This is a genomic window from Mesorhizobium sp. Root102 (assembly GCF_001425625.1).
Lineage (GTDB): Bacteria > Pseudomonadota > Alphaproteobacteria > Rhizobiales > Rhizobiaceae > Mesorhizobium.
Genome location: NZ_LMCP01000047.1, coordinates 58,537 through 81,427, shown reverse-complemented (window position 1 = coordinate 81,427; position 22,891 = coordinate 58,537). Strand labels below are relative to the sequence as shown.

General features: G+C 63.7%; 26 protein-coding genes and 1 pseudogene. 16 read left to right on the top strand and 11 right to left on the bottom strand.

All coding sequences use genetic code 11. The annotated features are described in order from the left end of the window. The first annotated feature begins 37 nt into the window (after positions 1 to 37). The gene (locus tag ASD12_RS30130) at positions 38 to 433 is read left to right on the top strand and encodes a cupin domain-containing protein (RefSeq protein WP_056595973.1); all 396 of its coding nucleotides are present in this window, start codon (positions 38 to 40) and stop codon (positions 431 to 433) included. A gap of 72 nt (positions 434 to 505) precedes the next feature. Here ASD12_RS30130 and ASD12_RS30125 read toward each other — a convergent pair whose 3' ends face one another. Then, a complete protein-coding gene (locus ASD12_RS30125) occupies positions 506 to 1,708 on the bottom strand; it encodes a pyridoxal phosphate-dependent aminotransferase (protein WP_056595412.1) in 1,203 nt (400 codons plus the stop codon). Between the two features lie 195 nt (positions 1,709 to 1,903). Here ASD12_RS30125 and ASD12_RS30120 point away from each other — a divergent pair, with 195 nt between their 5' ends. From ASD12_RS30120 to ASD12_RS30110, 3 genes are all read left to right on the top strand, one after another. Beyond that, positions 1,904 to 2,800 carry an EAL domain-containing protein gene (locus ASD12_RS30120; RefSeq protein ID WP_056595407.1) on the top strand — a complete coding sequence of 299 codons (897 nt, stop codon included), beginning with the start codon at positions 1,904 to 1,906 and terminating at the stop codon, positions 2,798 to 2,800. Then, entirely contained in the window at positions 2,797 to 3,645 is an 849-nt protein-coding gene (locus tag ASD12_RS30115) for an EAL domain-containing protein (RefSeq protein WP_056595403.1), read from the top strand. Before ASD12_RS30120 ends, ASD12_RS30115 begins: the two co-directional genes overlap by 4 nt. Positions 3,646 to 3,811: 166 nt before the next feature. Continuing rightward, positions 3,812 to 4,420, top strand: a complete 609-nt coding sequence (locus ASD12_RS30110; RefSeq protein WP_056595401.1) for a glutathione S-transferase family protein — start codon at positions 3,812 to 3,814, stop codon at positions 4,418 to 4,420. 123 nt (positions 4,421 to 4,543) lie between these two features. Here the strand turns inward: ASD12_RS30110 and ASD12_RS30105 are convergent, their stop codons facing one another. Together ASD12_RS30105 and ASD12_RS30100 are read right to left on the bottom strand one after the other, a co-directional pair. Further along, on the bottom strand, positions 4,544 to 4,744 hold the full coding sequence (locus ASD12_RS30105) for a hypothetical protein (protein WP_056595971.1): 201 nt from the start codon (positions 4,742 to 4,744) through the stop codon (positions 4,544 to 4,546). Positions 4,745 to 4,989: 245 nt separating this feature from the next. Further along, entirely contained in the window at positions 4,990 to 5,202 is a 213-nt protein-coding gene (locus ASD12_RS30100) for a cold-shock protein (protein WP_010910991.1), read from the bottom strand. A gap of 277 nt (positions 5,203 to 5,479) precedes the next feature. On the opposite strand from ASD12_RS30100, the gene ASD12_RS30095 reads away from it, so the two are divergent. Next, on the top strand, positions 5,480 to 5,809 hold the full coding sequence (locus ASD12_RS30095; RefSeq protein WP_056595968.1) for a hypothetical protein: 330 nt from the start codon (positions 5,480 to 5,482) through the stop codon (positions 5,807 to 5,809). 13 nt (positions 5,810 to 5,822) lie between these two features. Here ASD12_RS30095 and ASD12_RS30090 read toward each other — a convergent pair whose 3' ends face one another. After that, positions 5,823 to 6,392, bottom strand: coding sequence for a methylated-DNA--[protein]-cysteine S-methyltransferase (locus tag ASD12_RS30090; RefSeq protein ID WP_056595399.1), 570 nt, complete (start codon positions 6,390 to 6,392; stop codon positions 5,823 to 5,825). 181 nt (positions 6,393 to 6,573) lie between these two features. Here ASD12_RS30090 and ASD12_RS30085 point away from each other — a divergent pair, with 181 nt between their 5' ends. Both ASD12_RS30085 and ASD12_RS30080 read left to right on the top strand, forming a co-directional pair. Then, positions 6,574 to 7,479, top strand: coding sequence for a lytic transglycosylase domain-containing protein (locus tag ASD12_RS30085; protein ID WP_056595397.1), 906 nt, complete (start codon positions 6,574 to 6,576; stop codon positions 7,477 to 7,479). Between the two features lie 5 nt (positions 7,480 to 7,484). Beyond that, positions 7,485 to 7,973: a GNAT family N-acetyltransferase gene (locus ASD12_RS30080; protein ID WP_056595395.1), complete on the top strand. Its 489-nt coding sequence runs from the start codon at positions 7,485 to 7,487 to the stop codon at positions 7,971 to 7,973. A gap of 513 nt (positions 7,974 to 8,486) precedes the next feature. On the opposite strand, the gene ASD12_RS30075 is transcribed toward ASD12_RS30080, so the two are convergent. After that, on the bottom strand, positions 8,487 to 8,822 hold the full coding sequence (locus ASD12_RS30075; RefSeq protein WP_056595393.1) for a hypothetical protein: 336 nt from the start codon (positions 8,820 to 8,822) through the stop codon (positions 8,487 to 8,489). A 183-nt stretch (positions 8,823 to 9,005) separates the two neighbouring features. Here ASD12_RS30075 and ASD12_RS30070 point away from each other — a divergent pair, with 183 nt between their 5' ends. The 4 genes from ASD12_RS30070 to ASD12_RS30055 all read left to right on the top strand — a co-directional run bounded on the left by ASD12_RS30070 (position 9,006) and on the right by ASD12_RS30055 (position 11,590). After that, positions 9,006 to 9,428 (top strand): lysozyme inhibitor LprI family protein, encoded by a 423-nt coding sequence (locus tag ASD12_RS30070; protein ID WP_056595391.1) that lies wholly within the window; start codon positions 9,006 to 9,008, stop codon positions 9,426 to 9,428. Positions 9,429 to 9,568: 140 nt separating this feature from the next. Next, a complete protein-coding gene (locus ASD12_RS30065; protein WP_056595388.1) occupies positions 9,569 to 10,312 on the top strand; it encodes a DUF899 family protein in 744 nt (247 codons plus the stop codon). Between the two features lie 345 nt (positions 10,313 to 10,657). Then, on the top strand, positions 10,658 to 11,122 hold the full coding sequence (locus ASD12_RS30060) for a cupin domain-containing protein (protein WP_056595386.1): 465 nt from the start codon (positions 10,658 to 10,660) through the stop codon (positions 11,120 to 11,122). 75 nt (positions 11,123 to 11,197) lie between these two features. Further along, positions 11,198 to 11,590 (top strand): RidA family protein, encoded by a 393-nt coding sequence (locus tag ASD12_RS30055; protein WP_056595384.1) that lies wholly within the window; start codon positions 11,198 to 11,200, stop codon positions 11,588 to 11,590. A gap of 7 nt (positions 11,591 to 11,597) precedes the next feature. Here ASD12_RS30055 and ASD12_RS30050 read toward each other — a convergent pair whose 3' ends face one another. Then, complete coding sequence (locus tag ASD12_RS30050; protein WP_056595382.1) at positions 11,598 to 12,227, bottom strand: MSMEG_1061 family FMN-dependent PPOX-type flavoprotein; 630 nt, start codon at positions 12,225 to 12,227, stop codon at positions 11,598 to 11,600. Positions 12,228 to 12,394: 167 nt separating this feature from the next. Between ASD12_RS30050 and ASD12_RS30045 the strand changes: the two genes are divergently transcribed. From ASD12_RS30045 to ASD12_RS30030, 4 genes and pseudogenes are all read left to right on the top strand, one after another. Further along, positions 12,395 to 13,117: a helix-turn-helix domain-containing protein gene (locus tag ASD12_RS30045; protein ID WP_056595380.1), complete on the top strand. Its 723-nt coding sequence runs from the start codon at positions 12,395 to 12,397 to the stop codon at positions 13,115 to 13,117. A 1-nt stretch (position 13,118) separates the two neighbouring features. Then, positions 13,119 to 13,337 (top strand): annotated as a pseudogene (locus tag ASD12_RS30040) (RidA family protein); the annotation flags it as partial. A 75-nt stretch (positions 13,338 to 13,412) separates the two neighbouring features. After that, complete coding sequence (locus ASD12_RS30035) at positions 13,413 to 13,805, top strand: RidA family protein (protein WP_056595378.1); 393 nt, start codon at positions 13,413 to 13,415, stop codon at positions 13,803 to 13,805. A gap of 162 nt (positions 13,806 to 13,967) precedes the next feature. Beyond that, on the top strand, positions 13,968 to 14,756 hold the full coding sequence (locus ASD12_RS30030) for a type I restriction enzyme HsdR N-terminal domain-containing protein (protein ID WP_056595376.1): 789 nt from the start codon (positions 13,968 to 13,970) through the stop codon (positions 14,754 to 14,756). Positions 14,757 to 14,841: 85 nt separating this feature from the next. On the opposite strand, the gene carB is transcribed toward ASD12_RS30030, so the two are convergent. From carB to ASD12_RS30010, 4 genes are all read right to left on the bottom strand, one after another. Further along, complete coding sequence (carB, locus tag ASD12_RS30025; RefSeq protein WP_056595965.1) at positions 14,842 to 18,345, bottom strand: carbamoyl-phosphate synthase large subunit; 3,504 nt, start codon at positions 18,343 to 18,345, stop codon at positions 14,842 to 14,844. A gap of 220 nt (positions 18,346 to 18,565) precedes the next feature. Continuing rightward, entirely contained in the window at positions 18,566 to 19,459 is an 894-nt protein-coding gene (locus ASD12_RS30020; RefSeq protein ID WP_056595374.1) for an SH3 domain-containing protein, read from the bottom strand. Positions 19,460 to 19,746: 287 nt separating this feature from the next. Further along, positions 19,747 to 20,505: a metallophosphoesterase family protein gene (locus ASD12_RS30015; RefSeq protein ID WP_056595372.1), complete on the bottom strand. Its 759-nt coding sequence runs from the start codon at positions 20,503 to 20,505 to the stop codon at positions 19,747 to 19,749. Positions 20,506 to 20,569: 64 nt separating this feature from the next. Further along, positions 20,570 to 20,926, bottom strand: coding sequence for a helix-turn-helix transcriptional regulator (locus ASD12_RS30010; RefSeq protein ID WP_056595370.1), 357 nt, complete (start codon positions 20,924 to 20,926; stop codon positions 20,570 to 20,572). Between the two features lie 208 nt (positions 20,927 to 21,134). On the opposite strand from ASD12_RS30010, the gene ASD12_RS30005 reads away from it, so the two are divergent. Next, positions 21,135 to 22,313, top strand: coding sequence for an MFS transporter (locus ASD12_RS30005; RefSeq protein WP_056595368.1), 1,179 nt, complete (start codon positions 21,135 to 21,137; stop codon positions 22,311 to 22,313). A 28-nt stretch (positions 22,314 to 22,341) separates the two neighbouring features. Here ASD12_RS30005 and ASD12_RS30000 read toward each other — a convergent pair whose 3' ends face one another. After that, positions 22,342 to 22,800 (bottom strand): MarR family winged helix-turn-helix transcriptional regulator, encoded by a 459-nt coding sequence (locus tag ASD12_RS30000; protein WP_056595366.1) that lies wholly within the window; start codon positions 22,798 to 22,800, stop codon positions 22,342 to 22,344. Between the last annotated feature and the right edge of the window lie 91 nt (positions 22,801 to 22,891).

Below are 22,891 nucleotides of genomic sequence, written 5' to 3'. Positions count from 1 at the left end.
GTCGCCCTATCCGCTTCCGTTTCTGGGACCATCGACCATGAAGATCATTGCCTGCGGCAGCGTGCCGACCATCGTAGCACCGGAAAAATACTTCACCGGCCGCGTGCTGCAGACGCCCATCATCGAGAAAGAGGCTCCGGCGCGGTTGCGAGCCACACTGGTCAGCTTCGAGCCGGGCGCGCGCACCCACTGGCACACGCACCCGCTCGGCCAGACGCTCTATGTTACCGCGGGCGCCGGGCTTGCTCAGACATGGGGGCAACCGGTCCAGCAGATCAGGGCCGGCGACGTCATCTCGTTCGCGCCCGGTGAAAAACACTGGCATGGCGCGGCGCCGAAATCGGCGATGACGCATATCGCCATGCAGGAGGCAATCGATGGCGTCCATGCCGATTGGCTGGAAGCGGTCAGCGGTGAGCAGTATGGCGACTGATGTTATCTGGGCCGATAGGAAAAACCCGGCGTCGAGCCGGGTTTTCACTGATTGTGATGGCCGTGCGCCTGATCAGGTCAACGATGCCGTAAAGCGCTGGATGCGCGTGCAGGCCTCCTCCAGCAGCGTCTCCGAGGTGGCGTAGGAGATGCGGAAGTTGGGGCCAAGGCCGAAAGCCGAGCCGAACACCACCGCGACACCCTCGGCCTCGAGCAGCTCCGAGCAGAAGGTTTCGTCGGTGTCGATCAGCTTGCCGGCCTTGGTCTTCTTGCCGATCAACTGGGCGCAGGAGGGATAGACATAGAAGGCGCCTTCCGGCGATGAACACGTAATGCCGCGCGCCTGGTTTAGCATCGACACGACAAGGTCGCGCCTCCCTTGAAAGATCGCCTTGTTCCTGGCGATGAAGTCCTGCGGGCCGTTAAGCGCCTCGACGGAAGCCCATTGCGCGATGGTGCAGGCGCCTGATGTCTGCTGGCCCTGGATCATGTCCATCGCCTTGATCAACTGGACGGGACCGGCGGCATAGCCGATGCGCCAGCCGGTCATGGCATAGGCTTTCGACACGCCGTTCATGGTCAGCGTGCGCTCGTAGAGCTTCGGCTCGACCTCGGCGATGGTCTTGAAGACGAAATCGCCATAGGTCAGGTGCTCGTACATGTCGTCAGTCAGCGTCCAGACATGCGGATGCTTCAACAGCACGTCGGCCAGAGCGCGCAGTTCGGCCTCGGTGTAGGCGGCGCCCGACGGGTTCGACGGCGAGTTCATTAGCAGCCATTTGGTCTTCGGCGTGATCGCCTTTTCCAGCACGGAAGCGGTCAGCTTGAAGCCGTTGTCGATCGAGGTGTCGGCAAACACCGACGTGCCGCCGCAGATCGCCACCATCTCGGGATAGCTGACCCAATAGGGGCGGGGGATGACGACCTCGTCGCCGGGGTTCAGCGTTGCCATGAAAGCGTTGAACAGGATCTGCTTGCCGCCAGTGCCGACGATGGTCTGCTCGGGCTTGTAGTCAAGATTGTTCTCGCGCTTGAATTTCTTCGCGATCGCCTCGCGCAGCGGCACGATGCCCGAAACCGGAGGATATTTGGTTTCGCCACGGCGGATCGCCTCGATTGCCGCATTCTTGATGTTGTCGGGCGTGTCGAAATCCGGTTCCCCGGCGCCGAGGCCGATAATGTCACGGCCGGCATTTTTCAGCTCGCGCGCTTTCTGCGTCACCGCGATGGTGGCGGAAGGCTTCACGCGGGAAAGAGCGTCGGCAAGAAAGGCCATGACCAGATATCTCCAAACTAGGTCGGCGCGGGCCGGGAGCGGCCGCGGCGCTTCTCATGTCGCATGATTTCGCGCAGTGCAAGCATTGTCGGCTGATCCAGGTCTCAAGGAGCTGTGATCGGCAACAATAAATTCATTAACAGACGGTAGAGGCTTGAGTGGCAGGATTGCAATCCAATCGCGGAGCGAGGAACCGTGTCGCGCAGCGTCGGGCTTGCCCACATCATCCGTCAGGACGACGGCACCTCCACCGGTGTCTGGGGCATCTACACGCTGCAAAGCGCCTTCCAGCCGATCTTCGCCTTCAACGAAGGCAAGCTCTCGGTGGCCGCGTTCGAAGGGCTGATCCGGCCGTTCCGCGACGGCGAGCCGCAATCGCCGATGAATTTCTTCTCGACCTGTCCGGCCGCCGACCGCCTGCATATCGAGGCGCTGACCAGGACGTTGCATCTTCTGAACGCCGGCGCCTGCCTGCCGCAGGAGGCGTCGATCTTCGTCAATTTCGACCCGTCGGTGTTCACCGAGCGCACCGTTGCCGATGTCGCCTTGCGGGAAATGCGGCTGGTGCTGCATGAGGCCGGCATCGATCCGCGCCGCGTCGTCTGTGAGGTGACCGAGCAGCGGTCGACGTCGCAGGAAACCCTGCACAGCTTCGTCGCGGCACTGAGGGCCAATGGCTTTCGCATCGCCGTCGACGATTATGGCGCCGACGATTCCGACATCAACCGCATCAAGGAGCTGAAGCCGGATATCGTCAAGTTCGATGCCTTCTGGATCACCCAGCTGATGGAATCCGGTGCCGGCTTCGCGCTTTTGACCACCATGGTGAAAAGTTTCGAGGAGCAGGACATCCGCACGGTGTTCGAGGGCATCGAGGAGGGCTGGCAATTGGAGCTTGCCGAGAAATCGGGAGCGTCGATGGTGCAGGGTTTCGTGCTGGCGCGGCCTGAACTGGCGCCGACCAGTTTTCGCGTCTTCGACAAGACCAGGCAGGCATCTGTCGCCGCCGCTGTCGGCGACACGCCTGATCCCGCCCCGGCACCGCATTCGGCGCGGCCGGTGAAGGCGTTCGGGCGCAGGGTGGCGCCATGAGGCCTGAACGGCGGCGTAATGTCGGCGATGCGATCCAGGTCGACGAAGTCGGCATCGAATACGGCATCTATGGCGAGTTCCGGCTGCGCAGCGCCTATCAGCCGATTTTCGCGCCGCGTGGTCGGTTCCTTCACGCGGTCGCGGTCGAAGCGCTGATCGAGCCGCACCGTGCCGGCCGGCCCGGCGCACCGCGGGTTTTCTTCGAAAGCATTGCCGCCTCGGACCGGCTGTTTGTCGAGACCATGTGCCGGGCGCTGCATCTCAGGAATTTTCGCAACATCGGTGTCGACGGGCTCGATCTGTTCTTCAACTACAATCCGCTGATCAACGACCATCCCGGGCGAGCGCTGGCCGAGATCCGGCTGATGACCAGGCATCTCGCCGATTTCGGCCTCGTGCCGGCCATGCTGGTCTGCGAAATCACGGAACAGGCGGCCGATGACGCGCTTCTAGCCCGGCTGGTGCGCGAAATGCGGCGCGACGGCATCCGCATCGCCATCGACGATTTCGGCACCGGGCACTCGACCGAGGAGCGGGTGAGCCTGCTCAGGCCCGACATCGTCAAGATCGACGGCACCTGGTTCGCCGAGTTCTGCCGCCACGCTGCCGCCGAGCGATTCTTCCGCCCGCTGGTTAACAGCCTGCATGACCGTGGCGCCAAGGTGCTGGTCGAAGGCATCGAGCAGCCCACCCATCTGCGCGTCGCGCTCGAAGGCGGCGTCGACCTGCTGCAGGGTTTTCTTCTCGCCCGTCCGGCCTTGGCCGGCACGGTATTTGAGGAAAAGCCGCTCGTGATCGATGCCTTGTTGGGTAGAGACAACAAGGTTGTGCCGCTTTTCGGCTAGGCAACCTTGGCGATTGGGGGACGCTGTACCACCAGGTTTCGCCAACTGCCTACGTTGCACACGCCACACATCAGCGGCGCTGATGGTCGCGCCAAAACAAATCATTGGTTGAGGGCGCCGCCGCTGCGATAATCGCCTGTACAAGGCAGCGCTCCGGGGAACAGCCATGATACTTTACGGCATGATCGACAGCGGCAATTGCTACAAGCCGCGCCTGCTGATGGCCAAGCTTGGCCTTGCGTTCACCAATGTCGAGGTGAGTTCGCACACCGGCGATACGCGCAAAGCCGACTTTGTCGCCAAGAACCCGAACGCCATGGTGCCGCTGCTCGAGCTCGATAATGGCCGGCGGCTGGCCGAATCCAATGCCATCCTGCTCTATCTCGCCGAAGGCACGAGCTTTCTGCCGGTCGACAGATATGAGCGCGGGCTCGCCTATCAATGGCTGTTCTTCGAACAGTACAGCCACGAACCCTACATCGCCGTGCGCAAGGCGCTGCTGACCTTTCCCGAAAGAGCCGCGGATGCAACGCCTGAGCGGTTGGCGGTGACGCTGGAGCGCGGCAACAAGGCGCTCGGCGTGATGAACAAGTATCTGGAAAACAACGCCTTCTTCGCCGGCGGCGCGCTCAGCGTCGCTGACATCGCGCTCTATGCCTACACGCATACGGCAGAGCAGGGCGGCTTCCAGCTCGACGCCTATCCGGCGGTCGCCGCCTGGCTTGGACGAGTGGAGGCCGATCCGGGGCATGTGCCGATCGAGTGGCTGCCTTAGTTTTGTCCTCACGCCGTCGCCGCTTCGCGGCTGCTCCGGACGGGGCGCGCCAACAGGCGCGACGCCCGGTCGGGCTTGCGGCCTTCGGCCGGGGGTGGTTGGCTGACGTATTGACTGCGCAATTCAGAGAGGACGGGCCCGGCCCGCGCGAACTTCAACCAAAGCCTTCTCTGCAAGCTTATCCAATCTACCGGCCTTGGCGTCGGCCTCGATCTGCGCATCCCAGATATCTCCCTGAAACGCCTTGAACCATTTGGCAAACGCCTTCAGTTCTTCGGAGCTTAGTGCTGCGACAGATTTTTCGCTCTGTTCGAGCTTAGTCATGAAATGGAAATAACATGGTTGGCGTTGCGAAGCGAAATCGCTCAATCCCAGACAAACAAAAAGGCGGGATAAATCCCGCCTTCCCATTTCGGTAGCCTGATCCGGAGCGTCCGGTCCGGGCTGGCAGCTATCTGCTGATCCAGCGTGTCGGGTCTTTCCGCTCCAGCGCGCTTCTCACGCGACTGTCAGTACATCCGTGACTTGCCGCGCGCCCCGAGCTCTCGCCCGGCGCGCACTTCGCAAAATCAGGCTGCCTTGCTCAGAGATCCAGCGGACGACTTGCCAGTGCGGCGGTCCTGCTCGATCTCGAAGTTGATCTTCTGGCCTTCGACCAGGGTCGACAGTCCAGCACGCTCGACAGCGGAGATGTGGACGAAAACGTCCGCGCCGCCGGCGTCAGGCTGAATGAAGCCGAAGCCCTTGGTGGCGTTGAACCACTTGACCGTTCCAGTTGCCATTTTAGATAGTCCTTCAACATTTGCTTTAGTTTGACCGGACCGAGGTCCAGCCGGTGTGCATCGAGATTTTGGAGATAGACGTCAGCAAACGCGAAGATCGCGAGGCCCGGATCGATCGGCCGAAATATCAATGGAACGCATATAGGCCGGTTTCGCATAAAAAACAAGACTGCGTGAGAAAGCCGTGATCGAGGCGCTGCCCAACGGCTGCCCCAATCTGCTGAAAACGTTGCGACAGATCACGCTGTTCTTGAGCGGCGGATCAGGGGAGAGCACAATGAAAACCATTCTGCTTGCCGCCTGCCTGACGCTGGTGGCCGCCGAAGCGCAGGCGATCTCGCGCTACGACCCGACCCGCATGAGCTGCGGCAAGGTTCAGGCAACGATCGCCCGGCAGGGCGCCGTCATCCTGCGCTACCAGTCGACGCGGGTGCCGGGATTGCCGCTCTATGACCGCTATGTGCAGAGCCAGCAGTTCTGCACCATGGGCGAGGTGAGGACGCGCGCCTATGTGCCGAGCGCCGACACCAGGTCCTGTCCGGTCTATAACTGCAAGCGGCCGGACAATGAGCGGCATTTCCGCCGACGGTTCTTCCATAACAATTAGGCATCTGCCTGCATCAAAACCCGAAGGAGACCTGCGCCGGGGGCGGCGGGCCGACACGCACGCCTTCCATGGCCAGCATCTTCTCCTTGGTGACCGAGCCGCCCGGCGCCGAGAAGCCGCCGATCTTGCCGCCGGCGGCAAGGATGCGATGGCAAGGGATGACCAGCGGCACCGGATTGGCGCCAAGGGCGGCCCCGGTCTCGCGGGCGAGACCGGCATGGCCGGCGGTTTTGGCCAGTTCGCCATAGGTGGTGGTTTTGCCGAAGGAGAGTTTTCGCGCCGCGTCGTAAATGGCGAGGCGGAAATCGTCGACGCCGTCGAGATCGACCGGCACGGCGGAGAAATCGACGTCCTCGCCCGCCGCATAGGCCTTGATTGCTGCGATCAGTTCGACCACCCATGGCGGCTGGGCCGTGGAGGCGGAAACGCCGCCATGGCGCAGCAGGCGCCGCTCCACCGCTTCGCGGCTGCGTTCGGGCAGGCAGAGCCGGATCAGGCCCTTTTCGCTCCAGGCAATGCCCATGAAGCCGATCACTGTTTCTAACACTGCGTGGCCGGCCGTGATCGAAGCTGTCGTGTCCATGATGCGTTCCTTTCCGCAAAGTGGCGAAAACCGGGATTCGTCCCAGTACATATCCAGAACAATATGGCATCAGACCCCTGGTCTTGCCACCCGAAAACCACCTGATGGCCCCGATTGCCGCTCATGAATCGCTGGTGTAAGGGATTTCTTAACAACCCGACAAATCGGACCCGAGCGCGGCTTGCCAGCAAAATTCAACCTTATCGCGATCGGCGTGATCCTGGCCGCCGCCGGCATCAGCGGCTGCACGTCGACCTCGCAGATGAAGTCCGCGCCTGCTCTGACCGAAACCGCGACCGTCGCCGGCACTGACGCCGGCTTCACCGTGCCGCTGCCGGAGACGGTTTCGGTGCTGCCGGAATCATCCGGTATTGCCCCCGTTCAGACAGCCGAATTTCCGCTCGATCCCGCCGCGCAACCGGCGGCAGTGACCGCCGCCTTTGCTGGATCGACATCCGCGGCACCAGCCGTGCCCGCCGTGATGACCGCCAATGCCTGGCAGGCGCCCCCGCCGGCGGATGCGGCTGAGCCGGTCAAGGCGGCCGAGAGCTATACGACCGCAGGGCTGGTCATGCCAGCGACCGCCAAGGGCGACCGGATGCCTGGCGTCCAGCAGGTCGCCTATGTCGTGCCGCAGAATCCGGCGGCCCTGGTGCAGTTCCCGACAGCATCTGTGGAAGAAGAGCACGCCACGGGCGTGCGTGGCGATGTCGAGCGGCTGATCGAGAAGTACGCCGTTCTCTACCAGGTGCCGGTGGACCTGGTGCGCCACGTCGTCAACCGCGAGAGCACCTTCAACCCGAAAGCCTACAACAACGGCCATTGGGGGCTGATGCAGATCAAGCACGCGACGGCGCGCGGCATGGGCTATGACGGACCGGCCAAGGGCCTGTTCGACGCCGAGACCAATCTGAAATACGCGGTGAAGTACCTGCGCGGCGCTTGGCTGGTGGCCGGCGGCAACGCCAAGCGCGCCGACTGGCTCTACCAGACCGGCTACTACTACGACGCCAAGCGCAAGGGCCTGCTCGAAGCGACCGGCCTTGGCCGCGACCGCCAGCGCCGCCGCCTGCAGCCCGACGCCTGAGCGCGATGCCTGAACCGCGCCCGCCGGCTCTGAACGACGTCCGGCTGCGCAAGATCCTCGACGAGACGCTGGTTCCTCCGCACTGGCCGGAGGGCTTTGTCATGCGCAGCTTCGAGCCCGGCGACGCGTCGGCCTTGCATGCGCTGTTGACCGAAGTGTTCGACGACGGCGCCGATGGCCCGTTCGATGAGTGGTGGCCGCGCATATCGGGTGATCCCGAATTCGACCCGGCACTGTGCTTCCTCGTCATCGACGCCAAGGGCCGGCTGGCGGCGGCGGCGCTGTGCTGGACCCGCGCCTTCGTCAAGGACCTTGCCGTTCATCCCGAGGTGCGCGGCAAGGGCATTGCCGAAGCGCTGATGTGGCATGTCTTCGCCACTTTTCGCGAACGCGGCGCCGACCATGTCGATCTCAAGACCAACACGGTCGAGAACGCCGCCGCCGTCCGGCTCTACGAGCGGCTGGGCATGATGCCTGTCGCCTGGGAAGGCTAAGAGACTGTTGGAAATTCTACTCTGGCGGCCATCTGATGGCGTTTTCTGCGCTTCCGGTGCTCACGTACCCAAAAGTACGCTGCGCTCCGGGTCTCGAAACCACCACCATATGACTCGCCAGAGCGAATTTCGAAACAGTCTCTAGGGCCGGCAATACAGCCGCGTGATTTGGGAACCCAAAGCGCTGCTTCGCATTCAATGGAGGGTGGGGTCTGACAAGCTGCCGGCGCGTGGGAGGATTTTCCGTCGCCGGCTGCAGAGGGACATCCATCAAACTCTTTGCTCCGGGCTCGGTCGCTCCATCTCGATTGGTTCCGGCGGGTTTTCCAGCGCATTGTGAACCGCTTCACATAGACGGCCGCCGGCCAATGCTAACGTTGCGTCACTACACCATTTCAGCCGATCCGGGATCGTCGATTGGCTGGGCACAGGGGGAGGCTGCACCGGCTTGCGTCAGCTCCTCCATGGCGGGTTCCGGGGCGGGTTTCGGAACCCGCCTTCTTGCGCGATCTTCTAGATATCCGGTGCGTTGCCGATCTTCTTCTTAAGCTCCAGCGCCCAGGCGCGGCCCTCGTCGCCGCCCCACAGCAGCCAGGCGATGTAGCCAGCCGACGGGTTTTTCTCATTGCCGTAGTTCCTGCCGCGCTTGTCGACCTCGTGGCGGGCGAAGTAGCTGACCATGCGGCGGATGGTGGAGGGGGCGAGCTTTTCGCGGTTCTTCAGTTCGGTGGCGCGGGCCACGCCGATCTCGGTGCCGCCACGGCCGAATTCTCCGCGCAGCCTGAGGCCCTTGGCGGCATTGTCGGCCACCACTTGCGGGCAGCGCAGGTCGATCTCTTCGTCGTGCATTTCGTCCCCTAGGCGCGCAAGCTTTAACCCGCGGTGAGAATGCCGGAAAAGCCGGACGGGTTCCATCGCCGAGTATTCGGAAAGGAACTGTCGACCAAGGCGGCAGGCCGCATCTTGCCTGCACTCATCCGGTTGCTAAGCTTCGCCTGCGTGGGGGCTTTGCCAGAACCGGAGGAAAACACGATGCGGCTTCTGCTCTCCAGCCTTGCCACCCTGATGCTTGCCGCTCCGCTCATTGTGAGCCCCGCGAGAGCCGCCGACGACTGCGCCAATGCGCAGGACCAGGCCACCATGGACGAATGCGCCAGCAAGGATTTCGACGCAGCCGACAAGAAGCTCAACCAGGCCTACAAGCAGATCGAAGGCCGGCTGAAGGACAATGCGGGGTCGAAGAAGCTGCTGGTCGATGCGCAACGCGCCTGGGTCGCTTTCCGCGACGCCGAATGCGCCTTCCAGGGCGGCCCGCCCGAAACCGCCGGCAGCGTCCGTCCGATGGTGGTCGCCAATTGTCAGGCGGGGCTCACCAACCTCAGGCTGAAGGATTTTCAGGGCTATCTGCATTGCGAGGAAGGTGTGCTGGACTGTCCGGTGCCGGCGGCAGAGTAGCGTTTGTCCGCGCTCTCGGGAGGTATGCTCCTCGCCGCCACGCGGCGTACAAAAATGTCGGAACCGATCGTCGCCAAACGTCCTTGGGTCGCAGAGCAACCGCGCCGGGACGCCGGCGCCGCGACTTGAAGGAGCCGACCATGATCACCTTTCCCAACGAATCCGCCAGATACCGCACCGCGCGTGAAAAACTGCTGCGCAAGGAAATCGAGCTGCGCCGCGTCATGGAAGAGGTCGCCGAGGCTCGGCGCGCGCTTCCGCCAGGCGGGCCGATCCGCCAGGACTATGAGTTCGACGCGCTGGATGCCCATGGAAGGCCGGCCAAGGTCAAACTGTCGGAGTTGTTTGCCCCGGGCAAGGACTCGCTGATCCTCTATAACATGATGTTTCCCCGTCATCCGCAGGAGGCGCGCGAGGTGGCAGCGAGCGGCGGCACGGCGAGGCTTGCGCGACAGGACCAGCCATGCCCGTCCTGCACGGCGCTGCTCGACCAGTTCGACGGCGCGGTCGGCCATCTCCAGGCAGCCGGCTTCAACTTCGCGGTGGTGGCCAAGACCGCGCTCGAAAACCTGGTCACGCTCGGCCGCGACCGTGGCTGGCGCAACATGCGGCTGGTGTCGTCGGCCGGCAACAGCTTCAAGCGCGACTACAATGCCGAGGATGCCGACGGCGCGCAGATCCCGCTGCTGTCCGTGTTTCATCGCGACGCCGACGGCATCCGCCATTTTTGGTCGTCGGAACTGGATTTCGCACCAACGGAACCCGGCCAGGATCCGCGCGGCCTCGGCACCTGCGAGATCCTGTGGAACTTGATGGATTTCACGCCAGAGGGCCGGCCGAACTGGAACGAGCAGCTGCAGTATGGGGAGGGGTGTTGTCGTTGAGGAGCCGCCCTCTAGGCGTCGCCAAAACCGGAGCACCCTCATTCGAAAATCAGCGCTCTACGGCGCCCCCCTCTGTCCTGCCGGACATCTCCCCCACAGGTGGGGAGATTGGCAGCTTTGGCGCCGGCTTTTTCTTGCAACGTTGAAAATTGGCGAAAGCCGCGGTGACGGCCAATCTCCCTCCTTGTGGGGGAGATGTCCGGCAGGACAGAGGGGGGCGCCGTAGAGCGCCACGGTGGATGCCTCACCGCTTCGCCAACGGCCTGGCAAACCAAGTGCCGCTAGTGGCTCTGTGCCTGCGCCCGCCGTGAATTACACTGCCGGCATCAATCCGAGGAGCATCCCATGCCCAAGATCGACCTCGCCACCGTGCCCATCCGCAAGGGTTCCGGCTACCCCGCGCCCTTCGATGCACCCTGCGCCACCCGTACGCGCCGTCGTCTGGGCGATGCCGGCGGCCTCACGGATTTCGGCGTCAATCTGATGACATTGCCGCCCGGCGGCTGGTCCAGCCAGCGCCACTGGCACAGCCATGAGGACGAGTTCGTCTATCTGCTGGAGGGCGAACTGACGCTGGTCGAGGACGGTGGCGAGACGCTGCTCAGGGCCGGCGACTGCGCGACGTTTGCCAAGAACAGCGGCAACGGCCATCACCTGATCAACCGCTCCGCCACGACGGCGCTCTACCTCGAGGTCGGCTCGCGCAATCGCGACGATGTCATCAATTGCTCCGACATCGACATGATGAGCCCGAGCCCCGGCGGGCGCTTCCTGCACAAGGATGGAACGCCCTATCCGGGGCAGAGGTGAGCCCTGGACCATGCGTCGCCGCTGGTGTTTCGCCGGTGCCGGGATAAGCTCCCTGCGAACCCAGGGAGGAGTGCCATGAAGAAGGAAATTATCGAAGTGCCGGTGCTGTCGGCTGCCGTGCGGGCGCTCGGCGTGCCGCTGTCGCTGGTGACCAGGGCCGCGGGGCTGGTCTTCGTGTCCGGTACGCCGCCGCTCGATATTGCGACCGGCAGGCTGGTCAAGGGCGACATCGAGGTGCAGACCGAAGCGTCGCTGAGGGCGCTGAAACACTGCCTGGAAGCGGCCGGCACCTCGCTGGACAATGTGGTCATGGTGCGCATCTACGCCGTCAATTCCGGCTTCTACAACGCCATCAACCGCGTCTATGCCAGGCATTTCCCCGACAATCCGCCGTCGCGAACCTTCGTGCCAGTGGCGTCCTGGCCGATGGAGTTCGATATCGAGATCGAGTGTGTGGCGGTGGCGTGAGGGCGCCTCAATAGAGCCTCGTCTTTCCATCCCTGTCGATGATGTCCTGCATCTCGGCAACGCCAAGCGCCAGCTTGCCATGCGCCACCATTGCCTGGGCCAGCGACGGGACGCATGACGAGTCCGGCCATGTCTCCTGGCGCCAGAGGCCGGCCCGCACCGTGCTCTTGGCGCAATGCAGGAAGGCTTGCCGCACCGTGACCAGGAGGACGAAACGCGGTTCCTTTCCATTGACCGGATAGCGGGCGAGCAGTTCGGGGGCGCGGCTGATGCGGCCTTCTCCGGCAACGCGAAGCGTGTCGGTGTGGCCCGGAATGAGGAAGATCAGGGCAAGCGAAGGCTCGGCGATCAGGTTCTCGTAGCTGTCGAAACGGCCATTGCCGAGACGGTCGGGAATGGCAAGTGTCCTGGGATTCAGCACATCGACAAAGCCGGCGGGATCTCCCTTGGGGGAGAGATCGAGCAAACCGTCGCGCCCCCGCGTCGCCAGGACGAGATAGGGCGACATCGAGATGAAGGTCGCGCAGATCGCGTCGATATGGTCGATCGTCTTGTTCGCCACCTTCTCGCCCACCGGACCGACGATCTCGCGAAGCTGGGCCACATCAGTCAGAATGTTGGGGTCGGCCTGCGCCATGGTTCGAACCCTCCCTGGATTGCCGCAACGGATGCCGTCGCGACGCGGAGGCAATGCTTGCACCGGATGGGAGGGCCGACTAGTCCAGAAGCTGGACTGGTCGTGGCGCGCGCGCAGGCCTATACAGGGCAGGCAGTCTGTTTTCCGACGCAGCGGACCGGTGCAAAATGCAGGAACGCAATGGCTACGGTCAGTATTGTCCGCTCTCGATGGCGGCGGAGATTCTGTGCACCCGCTGGACCGTGCTGATCCTGCGACAATTGCTCGAAGGTGCGAGCGGGTTCAACGAGATCCGGCGCGGCGTGCCGCTGGTGTCGCGCACGCTGCTGGCGCAGAGGCTGAGGGAGTTCGAAGCCTTCGGGCTGGTCTCGCGCGGCAGCGAAGGCCCCGGCAAGCCGGCCGCCTACCGGCTGACGGAAGCCGGCAAGGCGCTCGGCGAGGTGGTGCGCGCGATCGCGGTCTGGGGGCAGGAATGGATCGATGTCGAGCCGTCGCTCGCCGATGTCGATACCGATTTCCTGATGTGGGACATCAGGCGCCACGTCCGCCGCCTGCCCAGCCTTCCCGATCGCTTCGTCGTGCGCTTCCATTTTCCCGACGCACCGGAAGGCAAGCGGCTGCACTGGCTGGTGTTCGCGCGCGGCGAGGTGGACCTCTGCTATGTCGATCCGGGCTTCGAGATCGACGTGCAGGTCGAAGCCGCGCTGAAAACCATGGTGCGCATATGGATCGGCTCGCAGGGCCTCTCCGGCGCCCTTGCCAGCGGTGACATCCAGATCGATGGCCCGCGCAAATACACGTCCAATGCGGCTGATTGGCTGGGGCTCGGCTCTCTGGCCGCGATACAGAAACGTCCGGCGGAGTTGCGTGTGCTGCGGGCGATTGGATAGGTCGCTGAAGGCGCTGAAACATTGCCTGGAAGCGGCCGGCACCTCGCTGGAAAACGTAGTGATGGTGCGCATCTACGCCGTCAACTCCGGCTTCTACAACGCCATCAACCGGGTTTATGGGAAGTACTTCAGCGTCAACCCGCCGGCGCGGACCTTCGTGCCGGTGGCGTCATGGCCGATGGAATTCGATATCGAGATCGAGTGCGTGGCGACGGCGTGAGCTCTGGACCATGCGTCGGTGCTGGCGTTCCGCCAGTGCCGGGATAAGCTCCCTGAAAACAAAGGGAGATTTGCCATGAAGAAGGAAGTCATCGAAGTGCCGGTCATGTCGGCCAAGGTGCGGGCGCTCGGCCTGCCCTGCTCGACAGCGGTGAAGGCCAACGGCTTCGTGTTCATCTCGGCGACGCCGCCGGTGGACATGGTGACCGGCGAGATGGTGCGCGGCGACATCGAAACGCAGACCGAGGCATCGCTGAAGGCGCTGAAACATTGCCTGGAAGCGGCCGGCACCTCGCTGGACAACGTGGTGATGGTGCGCATCTACGCCGTCAATTCCGGCTTCTACAACGCCATCAACCGGGTTTACGCCAAGTACTTCAGCGTGAACCCGCCGGCGCGGAGTTTCGTGCCGGTGGCTTCTTGGCCGATGGAGTTTGATATCGAGATTGAGTGTGTGGCTGTGGCGTGAGGGTGAGAAATGATCCGCGCAGCGGACGAAGGCCAATTGCTTGGCTTTTCGAAGTTCGAACGCCCTGAGCCTGCGAAGGGCCGCAATCTCTAACATAAATTTTCACTTGTCTTTCAAGCAAACTCGTCCTCAATTCATATTGGGGATAGGGAGGGCGAGTCATTGAGTAAATTACCGAAGAAATTCGTCGAACGTGTAACGTCGAATCTCAAGAAGTATCAACGGATCACGCTGGCTCAGCAGAAATCCGATGTGGCGGAGGCCGACACGGTTACCTTAATCAAGGACATCTTGGCTGAGGTTTTTGGCTACGACAAATATGATGAATTGACCTCCGAGCATCAGATCAAAGCGACGTACTGTGATCTCGCGATCAAGATCGCAGGGAAGTTGCGATTGCTTGTCGAAGTGAAATCAGCCGGTAGCAGTTTAGCCGATAATCACCTGAGGCAGGTTATCGACTACGGAGCTCATCAAGGCATTCACTGGGTGATCCTGACCAATGCGGTCGAATGGCGGCTGGTCCGTATCTATGTGGCAAACCAGATCAGCCACGAAGAAGTTTGCCGCATCGTCTTTGCGGACATGAATCCCAAGAACGAGGATCATCTGCAGTGCCTCTTCCTGTTTGCTAAGGAGGGGCTGACGACCGATGCGATGGACGCCTTTCACCAGCAGGCTCAACTGTTCAACAAGTTTACGGTTTCTGCGGTCATCCGGTCCGAAGTTGTAATTTCGGTGGTGCGTCGCGAAATCCGCAAACTGTTCCCCGACATCAAAGTCGGCAACGAGAACCTATCTCAGTTGATTGAAAACGAAGTAATCAAGCGGGATACGATCGAAGGCGACAAGGCAAAGGAAGCGGTCGCCAGAATGCGAAAGGCAATGAACAAACTGGAACGAGCGAAGGCCAAGGCTACGAAAGCAGTTGTCGCCGATGTCGCGAGCTAAGCTGGTCAGTCCAATTTGGGAGGCCGGCGCTGCCCCTCATCTGCCTGCCGGCATCTTCTCAACGGGGAGAAGGGAGCTAACCTCCTTACGCAAAATACTCCTGCAGCGGCCTGACCTCCAAACTCCCCGCCTTCAACGCTGCAATCGCCTCCGCCACGGCGGCCGCACCCGACATCGTCGTGTAATACGGCACCTTCTGCATCAGCGTGGCGCGGCGCAGCGACTTCGAGTCCGACACCGCCTTCTGGCCGTCCGTGGTGTTGAAGACGATCTGCACCTGGCGGTTGCGGATGGCGTCCTCGATGTGGGGGCGGCCTTCCAGCACCTTGTTGATCTTCTGCGCGTCGACGCCGTTTTCGGCGAGGAAGCGTTGCGTGCCGGAGGTTGCCAGCACCTTGAAGCCGAGGCCGGCAAGGCGCTTGACCGCCGGCAGGATGCCCTTCTTGTCCTCGTCGCGCACCGAGACGAACAGCGTGCCGGAGCGTGGCAAGTCGACGCCGGCGCCCAACTGGCTCTTGGCGAAGGCGAGCGCGAAGTCGCGGTCGAGGCCCATGACCTCGCCGGTGGACCGCATTTCCGGCCCGAGCAAGATGTCGACGCCGGGGAAGCGGGCGAAGGGGAACACGGCTTCCTTGACCGCGATGTGGCCGGGATTGCGGGGATCGGGCATGGCGCCATAATGGGCGAAGGCATTTTCCAGCGTTTCGCCGGCCATGATGCGGGCGGCGATCTTGGCAATCGGACGCCCGATGGTCTTGGCGACGAACGGCACGGTGCGTGACGCGCGCGGGTTGACCTCCAGCACATAGACGGTGCCGTCCTTGATCGCGTACTGCACGTTCATCAGGCCGCCGACATTGAGCGCGCGGGCGAGCGCCGATGTCTGGCGCTCCAGCTCGTCGACCAGCTCCGAGGGCAGCGAGTGCACCGGCAGCGAGCAGGCACTGTCGCCCGAATGGATGCCGGCCTCCTCGATGTGCTCCAATATGCCTGAGACGAAGGTCGCCTTGCCGTCGCAGAGACAGTCCACATCGACCTCGATGGCGCCACTGAGATAGGTGTCGAACAGCAGCGGGTTCTTGCCCAGCAGCGTGTTGATCTGGCCGGTCTTGTCATTGGGGTATTTCTGCTTGATGTCCTCCGGCACCAGGCCGGGCACGGTGTCGAGCAGATAGGATTGCAGCATGCCCTCGTCATGGATGATCTGCATGGCGCGGCCGCCCAGCACATAGGAGGGACGCACCACCAGGGGGAAACCGAGCTCGCCGGCGACGAGGCGGGCCTGCTCGACCGAATAGGCGATGCCGTTCTTCGGTTGGGTGAGGCCAAGCTTGTGCAGCAGCTTCTGGAAGCGGTCGCGGTCTTCGGCCAGATCGATCATGTCTGGCGAGGTGCCGAGGATCGGGATGCCGGCCTTCTCCAGCGCATCGGCCAGCTTCAGCGGCGTCTGGCCGCCGAACTGGACGATGACGCCGACCAGTTCGCCCGCCACTTGCTCGGCGCGCAGGATCTCCAGCACGTCCTCCGCCGTCAGCGGCTCGAAATAGAGCCGGTCGGAGGTGTCGTAGTCGGTCGACACGGTCTCCGGGTTGCAGTTGATCATGATCGCTTCATAGCCGGCGTCGCGCAGCGCGAATGCGGCGTGGCAGCAGCAATAGTCGAACTCGATGCCCTGGCCGATGCGGTTGGGGCCGCCGCCGAGGATGACGACCTTCTTGCGCGACGAGACCTGCGCCTCGTTGGCGAGGCTGCCTGCGAACGGCACTTCATAGGTCGAGTACATGTAGGCGGTGGGCGAGGCGAACTCGGCCGCACAGGTGTCGATGCGCTTATAAACTGGATGAACGTCGAGCTTTTCGCGAATCTTCTGAATCACTTCAGCGTCGGTCTTCGTCAGCGACGCGAGGCGAGCATCGGAGAAGCCCATCGCCTTCAGCATGCGCAGATTGACAGCATCCTCAGGGATGCCGTGCTCGCGGATGCGGGCTTCCATGGCGACGATACCGGCGATCTGCTCGAGGAACCACGGGTCGATCTTGCACATGGCGTGCACGTCTTCCAGCGAGGTGCCCATGCGGATCGCCTGCGCCACCATGCGCAGCCGGTCGGGCGTCGGGGTGCCCAATGCGGCGCGGATCGCGTTGCGGTCGTCTGCATGGTTGGCGGTCGCCGCACCATAGCCGAGGCCGGGAATCTCGATCTCGTCCAGACCCGTCAGGCCGGTCTCCAGTCCGCGCAGGGCTTTCTGCAGCGATTCCTGGAAGGTGCGACCGATGGCCATGACCTCGCCGACCGACTTCATGGCGGTCGTCAGAACCGGCTCGGCGCCGGGGAATTTCTCGAAGGCAAAGCGCGGGATCTTCGTCACGACGTAATCGATCGACGGCTCGAAGGAGGCGGGCGTGGCGCCGCCGGTGATGTCGTTCTCCAGCTCGTCCAGCGTGTAGCCGACGGCGAGTTTCGCGGCGATCTTGGCGATCGGGAAACCGGTCGCCTTGGAGGCCAGGGCCGACGAGCGCGAGACGCGCGGGTTCATCTCGATGACGACGAGGCGGCCATCGGCCGGGTTGACGGCGAACTGGACGTTGGAGCCGCCGGTTTCGACGCCGATCTCGCGCAGCACCGCGATCGAGGCGTTGCGCATCATCTGGTATTCTTTGTCGGTGAGCGTCAGGGCAGGGGCGACAGTGATCGAGTCGCCGGTGTGCACGCCCATCGGATCGATGTTTTCGATCGAGCAGACGATGATGCAATTGTCCGCCTTGTCCCGGACGACCTCCATCTCATACTCTTTCCAGCCGAGCACGCTCTCCTCGATCAGCACTTCGGTGGTCGGCGAGGCGTCGAGGCCGGACTGGACGATCTCGTAGAATTCGGCGCGGTTGTAGGCGATGCCGCCGCCGGTGCCGCCCATGGTGAAGGACGGGCGGATGATGGCCGGCAGGCCGACATGGTCGAGCGCCTGGGCGGCGATCGCCATGCCATGGCTGATGTAGCGCTGCTTGCGGTCGCCTTCGCCAAGGTTCCAGCGGGTTTCGAGCGCATCGAGGGCGGCGTCGAGATCGGCCGGCTTCTCGGCTTTCAGTGCGGCGCGCTCGGCCTCATGCGTCTTGCGGTCGGTGTTCTTGACGTCGGTGGCGTTGGCCAGCATCGACTTCGGCGTTTCCAACCCGATCTTCTTCATCGCCTCGCGAAACAGCGCGCGGTCCTCGGCCTTGTCGATGGCCGTGGCGTCGGCGCCGATCATCTCGACATTGTAGCGCTCGAGCACGCCCATGCGGCGCAGCGACAAAGCGGTGTTGAGCGCGGTCTGGCCGCCCATGGTCGGCAGCAGTGCGTCGGGCCGTTCCTTGGCGATGATCTTGGCCACGACTTCCGGGGTGATCGGCTCGATATAGGTGGCGTCGGCCAGTTCCGGGTCGGTCATGATGGTGGCCGGATTGGAATTGACCAGGATGACGCGGAAACCCTCTTCCTTCAGCGCCTTGCAGGCCTGGGTGCCGGAATAGTCGAACTCGCATGCCTGGCCGATGACGATGGGGCCGGCCCCGATGATCAGGATCGACTTGATGTCAGTGCGTCTTGGCATGTCATAGGTCCGTTTGGCGGGCGGCTTGCACAAAAAACCGGGACGGGAAGACCCGGCCGGTTGTGTTCGCGATTCTGGTATCAGGCTAGGAGGGCCTTATAGGGAAGAGTTTGCCCGATGTAACCCCGAAAATGAGGGATTAGGCAGTAGGGATTGGGGATTAGGCTGTAGGCAATAGGCAAGCCCTACTGCCCAAGCCCTACTGCCTTGGTCCCGACAACTAATCCCCGAATGCGACGGCGTCTGTGATCTCGAAGCGTTCGGAGATGCCGACGCGGATCATGTTCAGGCTGCCTTCGCGGGTGAAGCGGAAGTCGCTGGGCGCGTCGGAGCTGGCCGGCTGGCCGCCGCGGAAGGAAATCACGCGCGTGCCGCCATCGGGCCAGGTGACCGTGACGTCCACGTTGTCACTGCCCTTGCGCTCGACGCTGATCTCGCAACGCGTCATCGGCTCGCCGACATAGCGGGCGCAAGGAATTTCGCTGACACCCGGGGCAGAAGCGGGATCCGGCGCGGCGTCGGTCGCCGCCAGTGCCAGGCGGTAGGCATCCTGCATGGCGGCGCGGCCGATTTCGGCGCCGGATTTCGGCGTGCTTTCGGCTACCGGACCGGCGCCGCCAAGCCGCGCCGTCAGGTCGGGCGGCGCGACTGGCGCCTGGGCCCGGACATCCGCGCCGGCGGCTACCGTGCTGTTCGCCGATGCCTGGTCGGCCTCATTGCCGCTCCCCGTGGAGGCAACCACGGGTGCATGGGCCCGTCTTGTCTCGCCTTCGACATAGGGGGCCGGATTGAGAGGGATGAGGTAGCGCGCTGGCGCCCATCCGCTCAGCTTTTCCTTGCCGGTGGTCTCGATCATGCACCATTTGTAGCCATTGACGTCATTGCAGCCGAGATTGGTAACGCTGTCGCCTCCAGCCAGACGCGTTTCGACCTTGGCTATCGGCGATGCGGCGGTGCGGACCTTGAGAAGATCGTCCGGCGCCAGGCCGATGACGATGGAGATGACGAGATCCGGCGCCTCTTCGGCCGTGACAATGACCGGCCATGCCGCCATCAGCAGCGGGGCGGCAATCAGCGCATGCAGGGTTGTTCGGAGCGTAACTGTGCGCCTCATCGTTTGGCCGTGCGCTGATACTCAAGACACCACGCAGCGACGGATCGCGGCCCGCCGCATGCCCGGCGGATTTTATAAGGGACGACGCGCCGCCATGTAAGCCCGAAAATTCGACCGCCGTTTCGCCTGTGCCAGCCCGCCAGACTGTGAGCCAGTTCAGCCGGGATGAACGCAAAAGCGTTCAGCCTCGACATGAACGCAAGGGGGTTCAGTCGGGAGGCATCACCAAGCTCAGCCTGAGGCATGAACGCAAAAGCGTTCAGCCTGAGGCATGAACGCAAAAGCGTTCAGCCTGAGATAAATCCGGTCCTGAGCGCGTGAGCCCATTCCGGCCGGCCCGCCTGCTCGGCCTGTCTGGCCGCGGCCTCATGGTCGTAGTCGACGGCGATAGCCTCGAAGCGGTCGGCCTGACCCGCGCTGCCCAAGGTGACGATGCCATAGCGGGCATGTGGCGAGCCCTGCTCGGAGAGATGCGCCGGCGGGGTGGAATCGTCATAGGCGGGGCAGCCGATGCTGCCGGGGTTGAAGATGATGGGACCGTCGGGGATGCGGATCAGTTCCGCGCGGTGACTGTGGCCGCACAGCGCGATGCGGCAGGCGAGGTCCAGCGCCTTCAGCCGGCGCCGGATCGCCGCCAGCGGCGCGCGCACCAGCTGGCCATTGACGATCGTATCGGCGAGATATTTCTCGTCGTGGTCGGGGCGGGCGTGGAAAGCGATGATTCCGGGCGCGATCTCCAGCGTCAGCGGCTGGGCGAAAAGCACCTGGCGCTGTGCCTCGGTCAGCCGCTCCTGCGCATAGACATCGGAGGCCCACATGGTCTCGTCGGCCGGATCGGCCGCGACGCGGCGGTCGTGGTTGCCGCGCACCGTCGGCAGGTTGAGCGCCTCCAACCGCGCAAACGTCTCGCGCGGCCACAGCGGGCCGGAAACGCTGTCGCCGAGATTGACGGTCAGATCGGCACCGCCGCGCTGGCGCAGATCCTCAAGCACGGCGTCGAGCGCCAGGACGTTGCCGTGGATATCAGCGAGGACGGCGATCCGCATAAGGGGAGCTCCGGTGGTGAGACAGCGTTTCCTGTCCCCCGTTTCGTGGGAGCGAGGAACATCCTCAGGCGCGGATTTCGATGTCGTGGCCGCCGACCGCCGGCAGGGCCCGATCGTCGCCGGCGGCGGCGATGACGCTGTCGAGCAGGCCGGGGAAGCGGGCGTCGAGATCGGCGCGGCGCAGCGTGATCATGCGGTTGGTACCTACCACCTCGGCGCGGGTGACGCCGGCTTCGCGCAGTTTGGCGAGGTGGTAGCTCAGATTGGTCTTCGAGCCGAGATCGAGGAACTGGCTGCAGTTCAGCGGCACGCCTTCCTTGCTCGCGAGATAGCGCACGATGGCGAGCCGGGTCGGGTCGCCGAGCACGCCGAGCACGATCGGTAGGCTGATCTGATCCGTATTGGGGTGTGGCAAGGTCATGGCTCGAAACTAAGCACAGTCGGGGCCGATTTCAACGCATCCGTCCTTTTGTGCCCGTACGCACTGTTTCTCCGCTTCTCGACCGTGCCGACCGACCGTGCTGACACAGGGCTGTCAGGAGGGTTCTGCTATTTTCCCCTGGCTTCATTGACATCATGCCTCGTTATGTCCAATTGTTCAATAACTTTTGAACTAAGGACACCGCCCCATGGACAAGCGCCTCTTCTGGCTTGCACTCGGATCGTTCACGATCTCGACCGAAGGCTTCGTCATCTCCAGCCTTCTGCCCGACATCGCCGCCGACGCCGGCATTTCCATTCCGCTGGCCGGCACGCTGATCACCGCCTTCGCGCTCGCCTACGCGGTCGGTACGCCGATCCTGGCGACGCTGACCGGCGAATGGGACCGGCGCCGCGTCATCCTGTGGACGCTGGTGTTCTTCGTGCTCGGCAACATCGCCGCCGCCCTGAGTTCCTCCTTCGAGCTTCTTCTGATCGCGCGCATCGTCATGGCGCTGTCGTCGGGCCTGTTCGCGGCAACCGCGCAAGGAACCGCGGTGGCGCTGGTCGATGACCATCACCGGGGGCGTGCCATCGCCGTCGTCGTCGGCGGCACCACGGTGGCGGTTGCCGTCGGCGCGCCGCTCGGCGCCCTCGTCGCGGCGTTTGCCGGCTGGCGTGGCACCTTCTACGCCATCGCCGGCCTCGGCGCGCTCGCCGGCGCCATCCTGTGGTACCGGCTGCCGCGCGGCATCGTCGGCACCAAGCTGCCCCTGAAGCGCAGGCTGGCGGCCGCCATGCGTCCCGGCGTGATGCCGATCCTTGCAACGACATTGCTGGCGCTGACCGGTGCCTTCACCGTCTTTGCCTATGTCGCGCCGCTCGCCATCGAGGGCGGCGGGCTCAGCCAGATCGCGCTGCCCGGCATGCTGCTCGCCTTCGGGGTCGGCGCGGTCATCGGCAACATCGCAGGCGGCCAGGCGGCCGACCGGTTCGGCGCGACCCGCACCGTCGGCTGGTCGCTGGCACTCAGCGCCGTCATGCTGGTGATGCTGTCGGTCATTCCGACTTTCCTGCCGCCGCATATTGCCGGGCCGGCGCTGATGGCGATGATGGTGCCGTGGGGCATCGTCGGCTGGGCGTTCCCGCCGGCGCAGGCCAGCCGCATCATCAAGCTGGCGCCCGACGCCGCCCCGATCGTGCTGTCGCTCAACGGTTCGGCGCTCTATCTCGGCGTGGCGCTGGGCGCCGTGGTCGGCGGTGCGGTGCTGCGTTACGGCGCGCCGGCCGATCTTGGCCTGATCGCCGCGGCCTTCCCGATCATCGGGCTCGGCATCGTGCTGGCCGGCCGCTGGGCCGCCCGGCCGGTCGCCATGCCGGCTGAGTAGAGACTGTTGGCAACGCCGGCCCAACGCCTCAGGGCGCGGCCGGCGGCAGATCGAAATCCAGCGCGGCGATGTGATCCAGTGCCGCGCGCAGCCTTTCCGCCTGTTCCTTGCCGGCCACGTCCTCGAAACGCTGCTGGGCAATGTGCCACAGCTTCATCGCCTCATCGAGCTTGACCAGACCTTGCGGCGTCAACCGCACGCGCTTGATGCGGCGATCGTCCGGGTCGGCGAAGGTCTCGACATAGCCGTCGCGGATAAGCGGCTTCAGCGTATGGCCGAGCGCCGACAGATCCATGATCAGCGACGCGGCAATGGCGCCCATCGCCGGCTCGTTGCCGATATGGATCTGGTAGAGCAGGCCCTGTTGCGTGGCCTTCAGGCCCGAAGGCGCCATGACATCATCATAGAACTGGCCGAGCTTGCGCGCCGCGCGACGCAGCATGGCGTTGTTGCAGAGTGTGAGGCCGGGCAGGGTGTCCTTTGACATGACGGGTCCTTGGCGCCGGCGAATGATGTCCGGCCGCTGCCTCTCAAATAATCCTCGTTGCGGTCATTGACAAGATAGTGGCATATGCCTA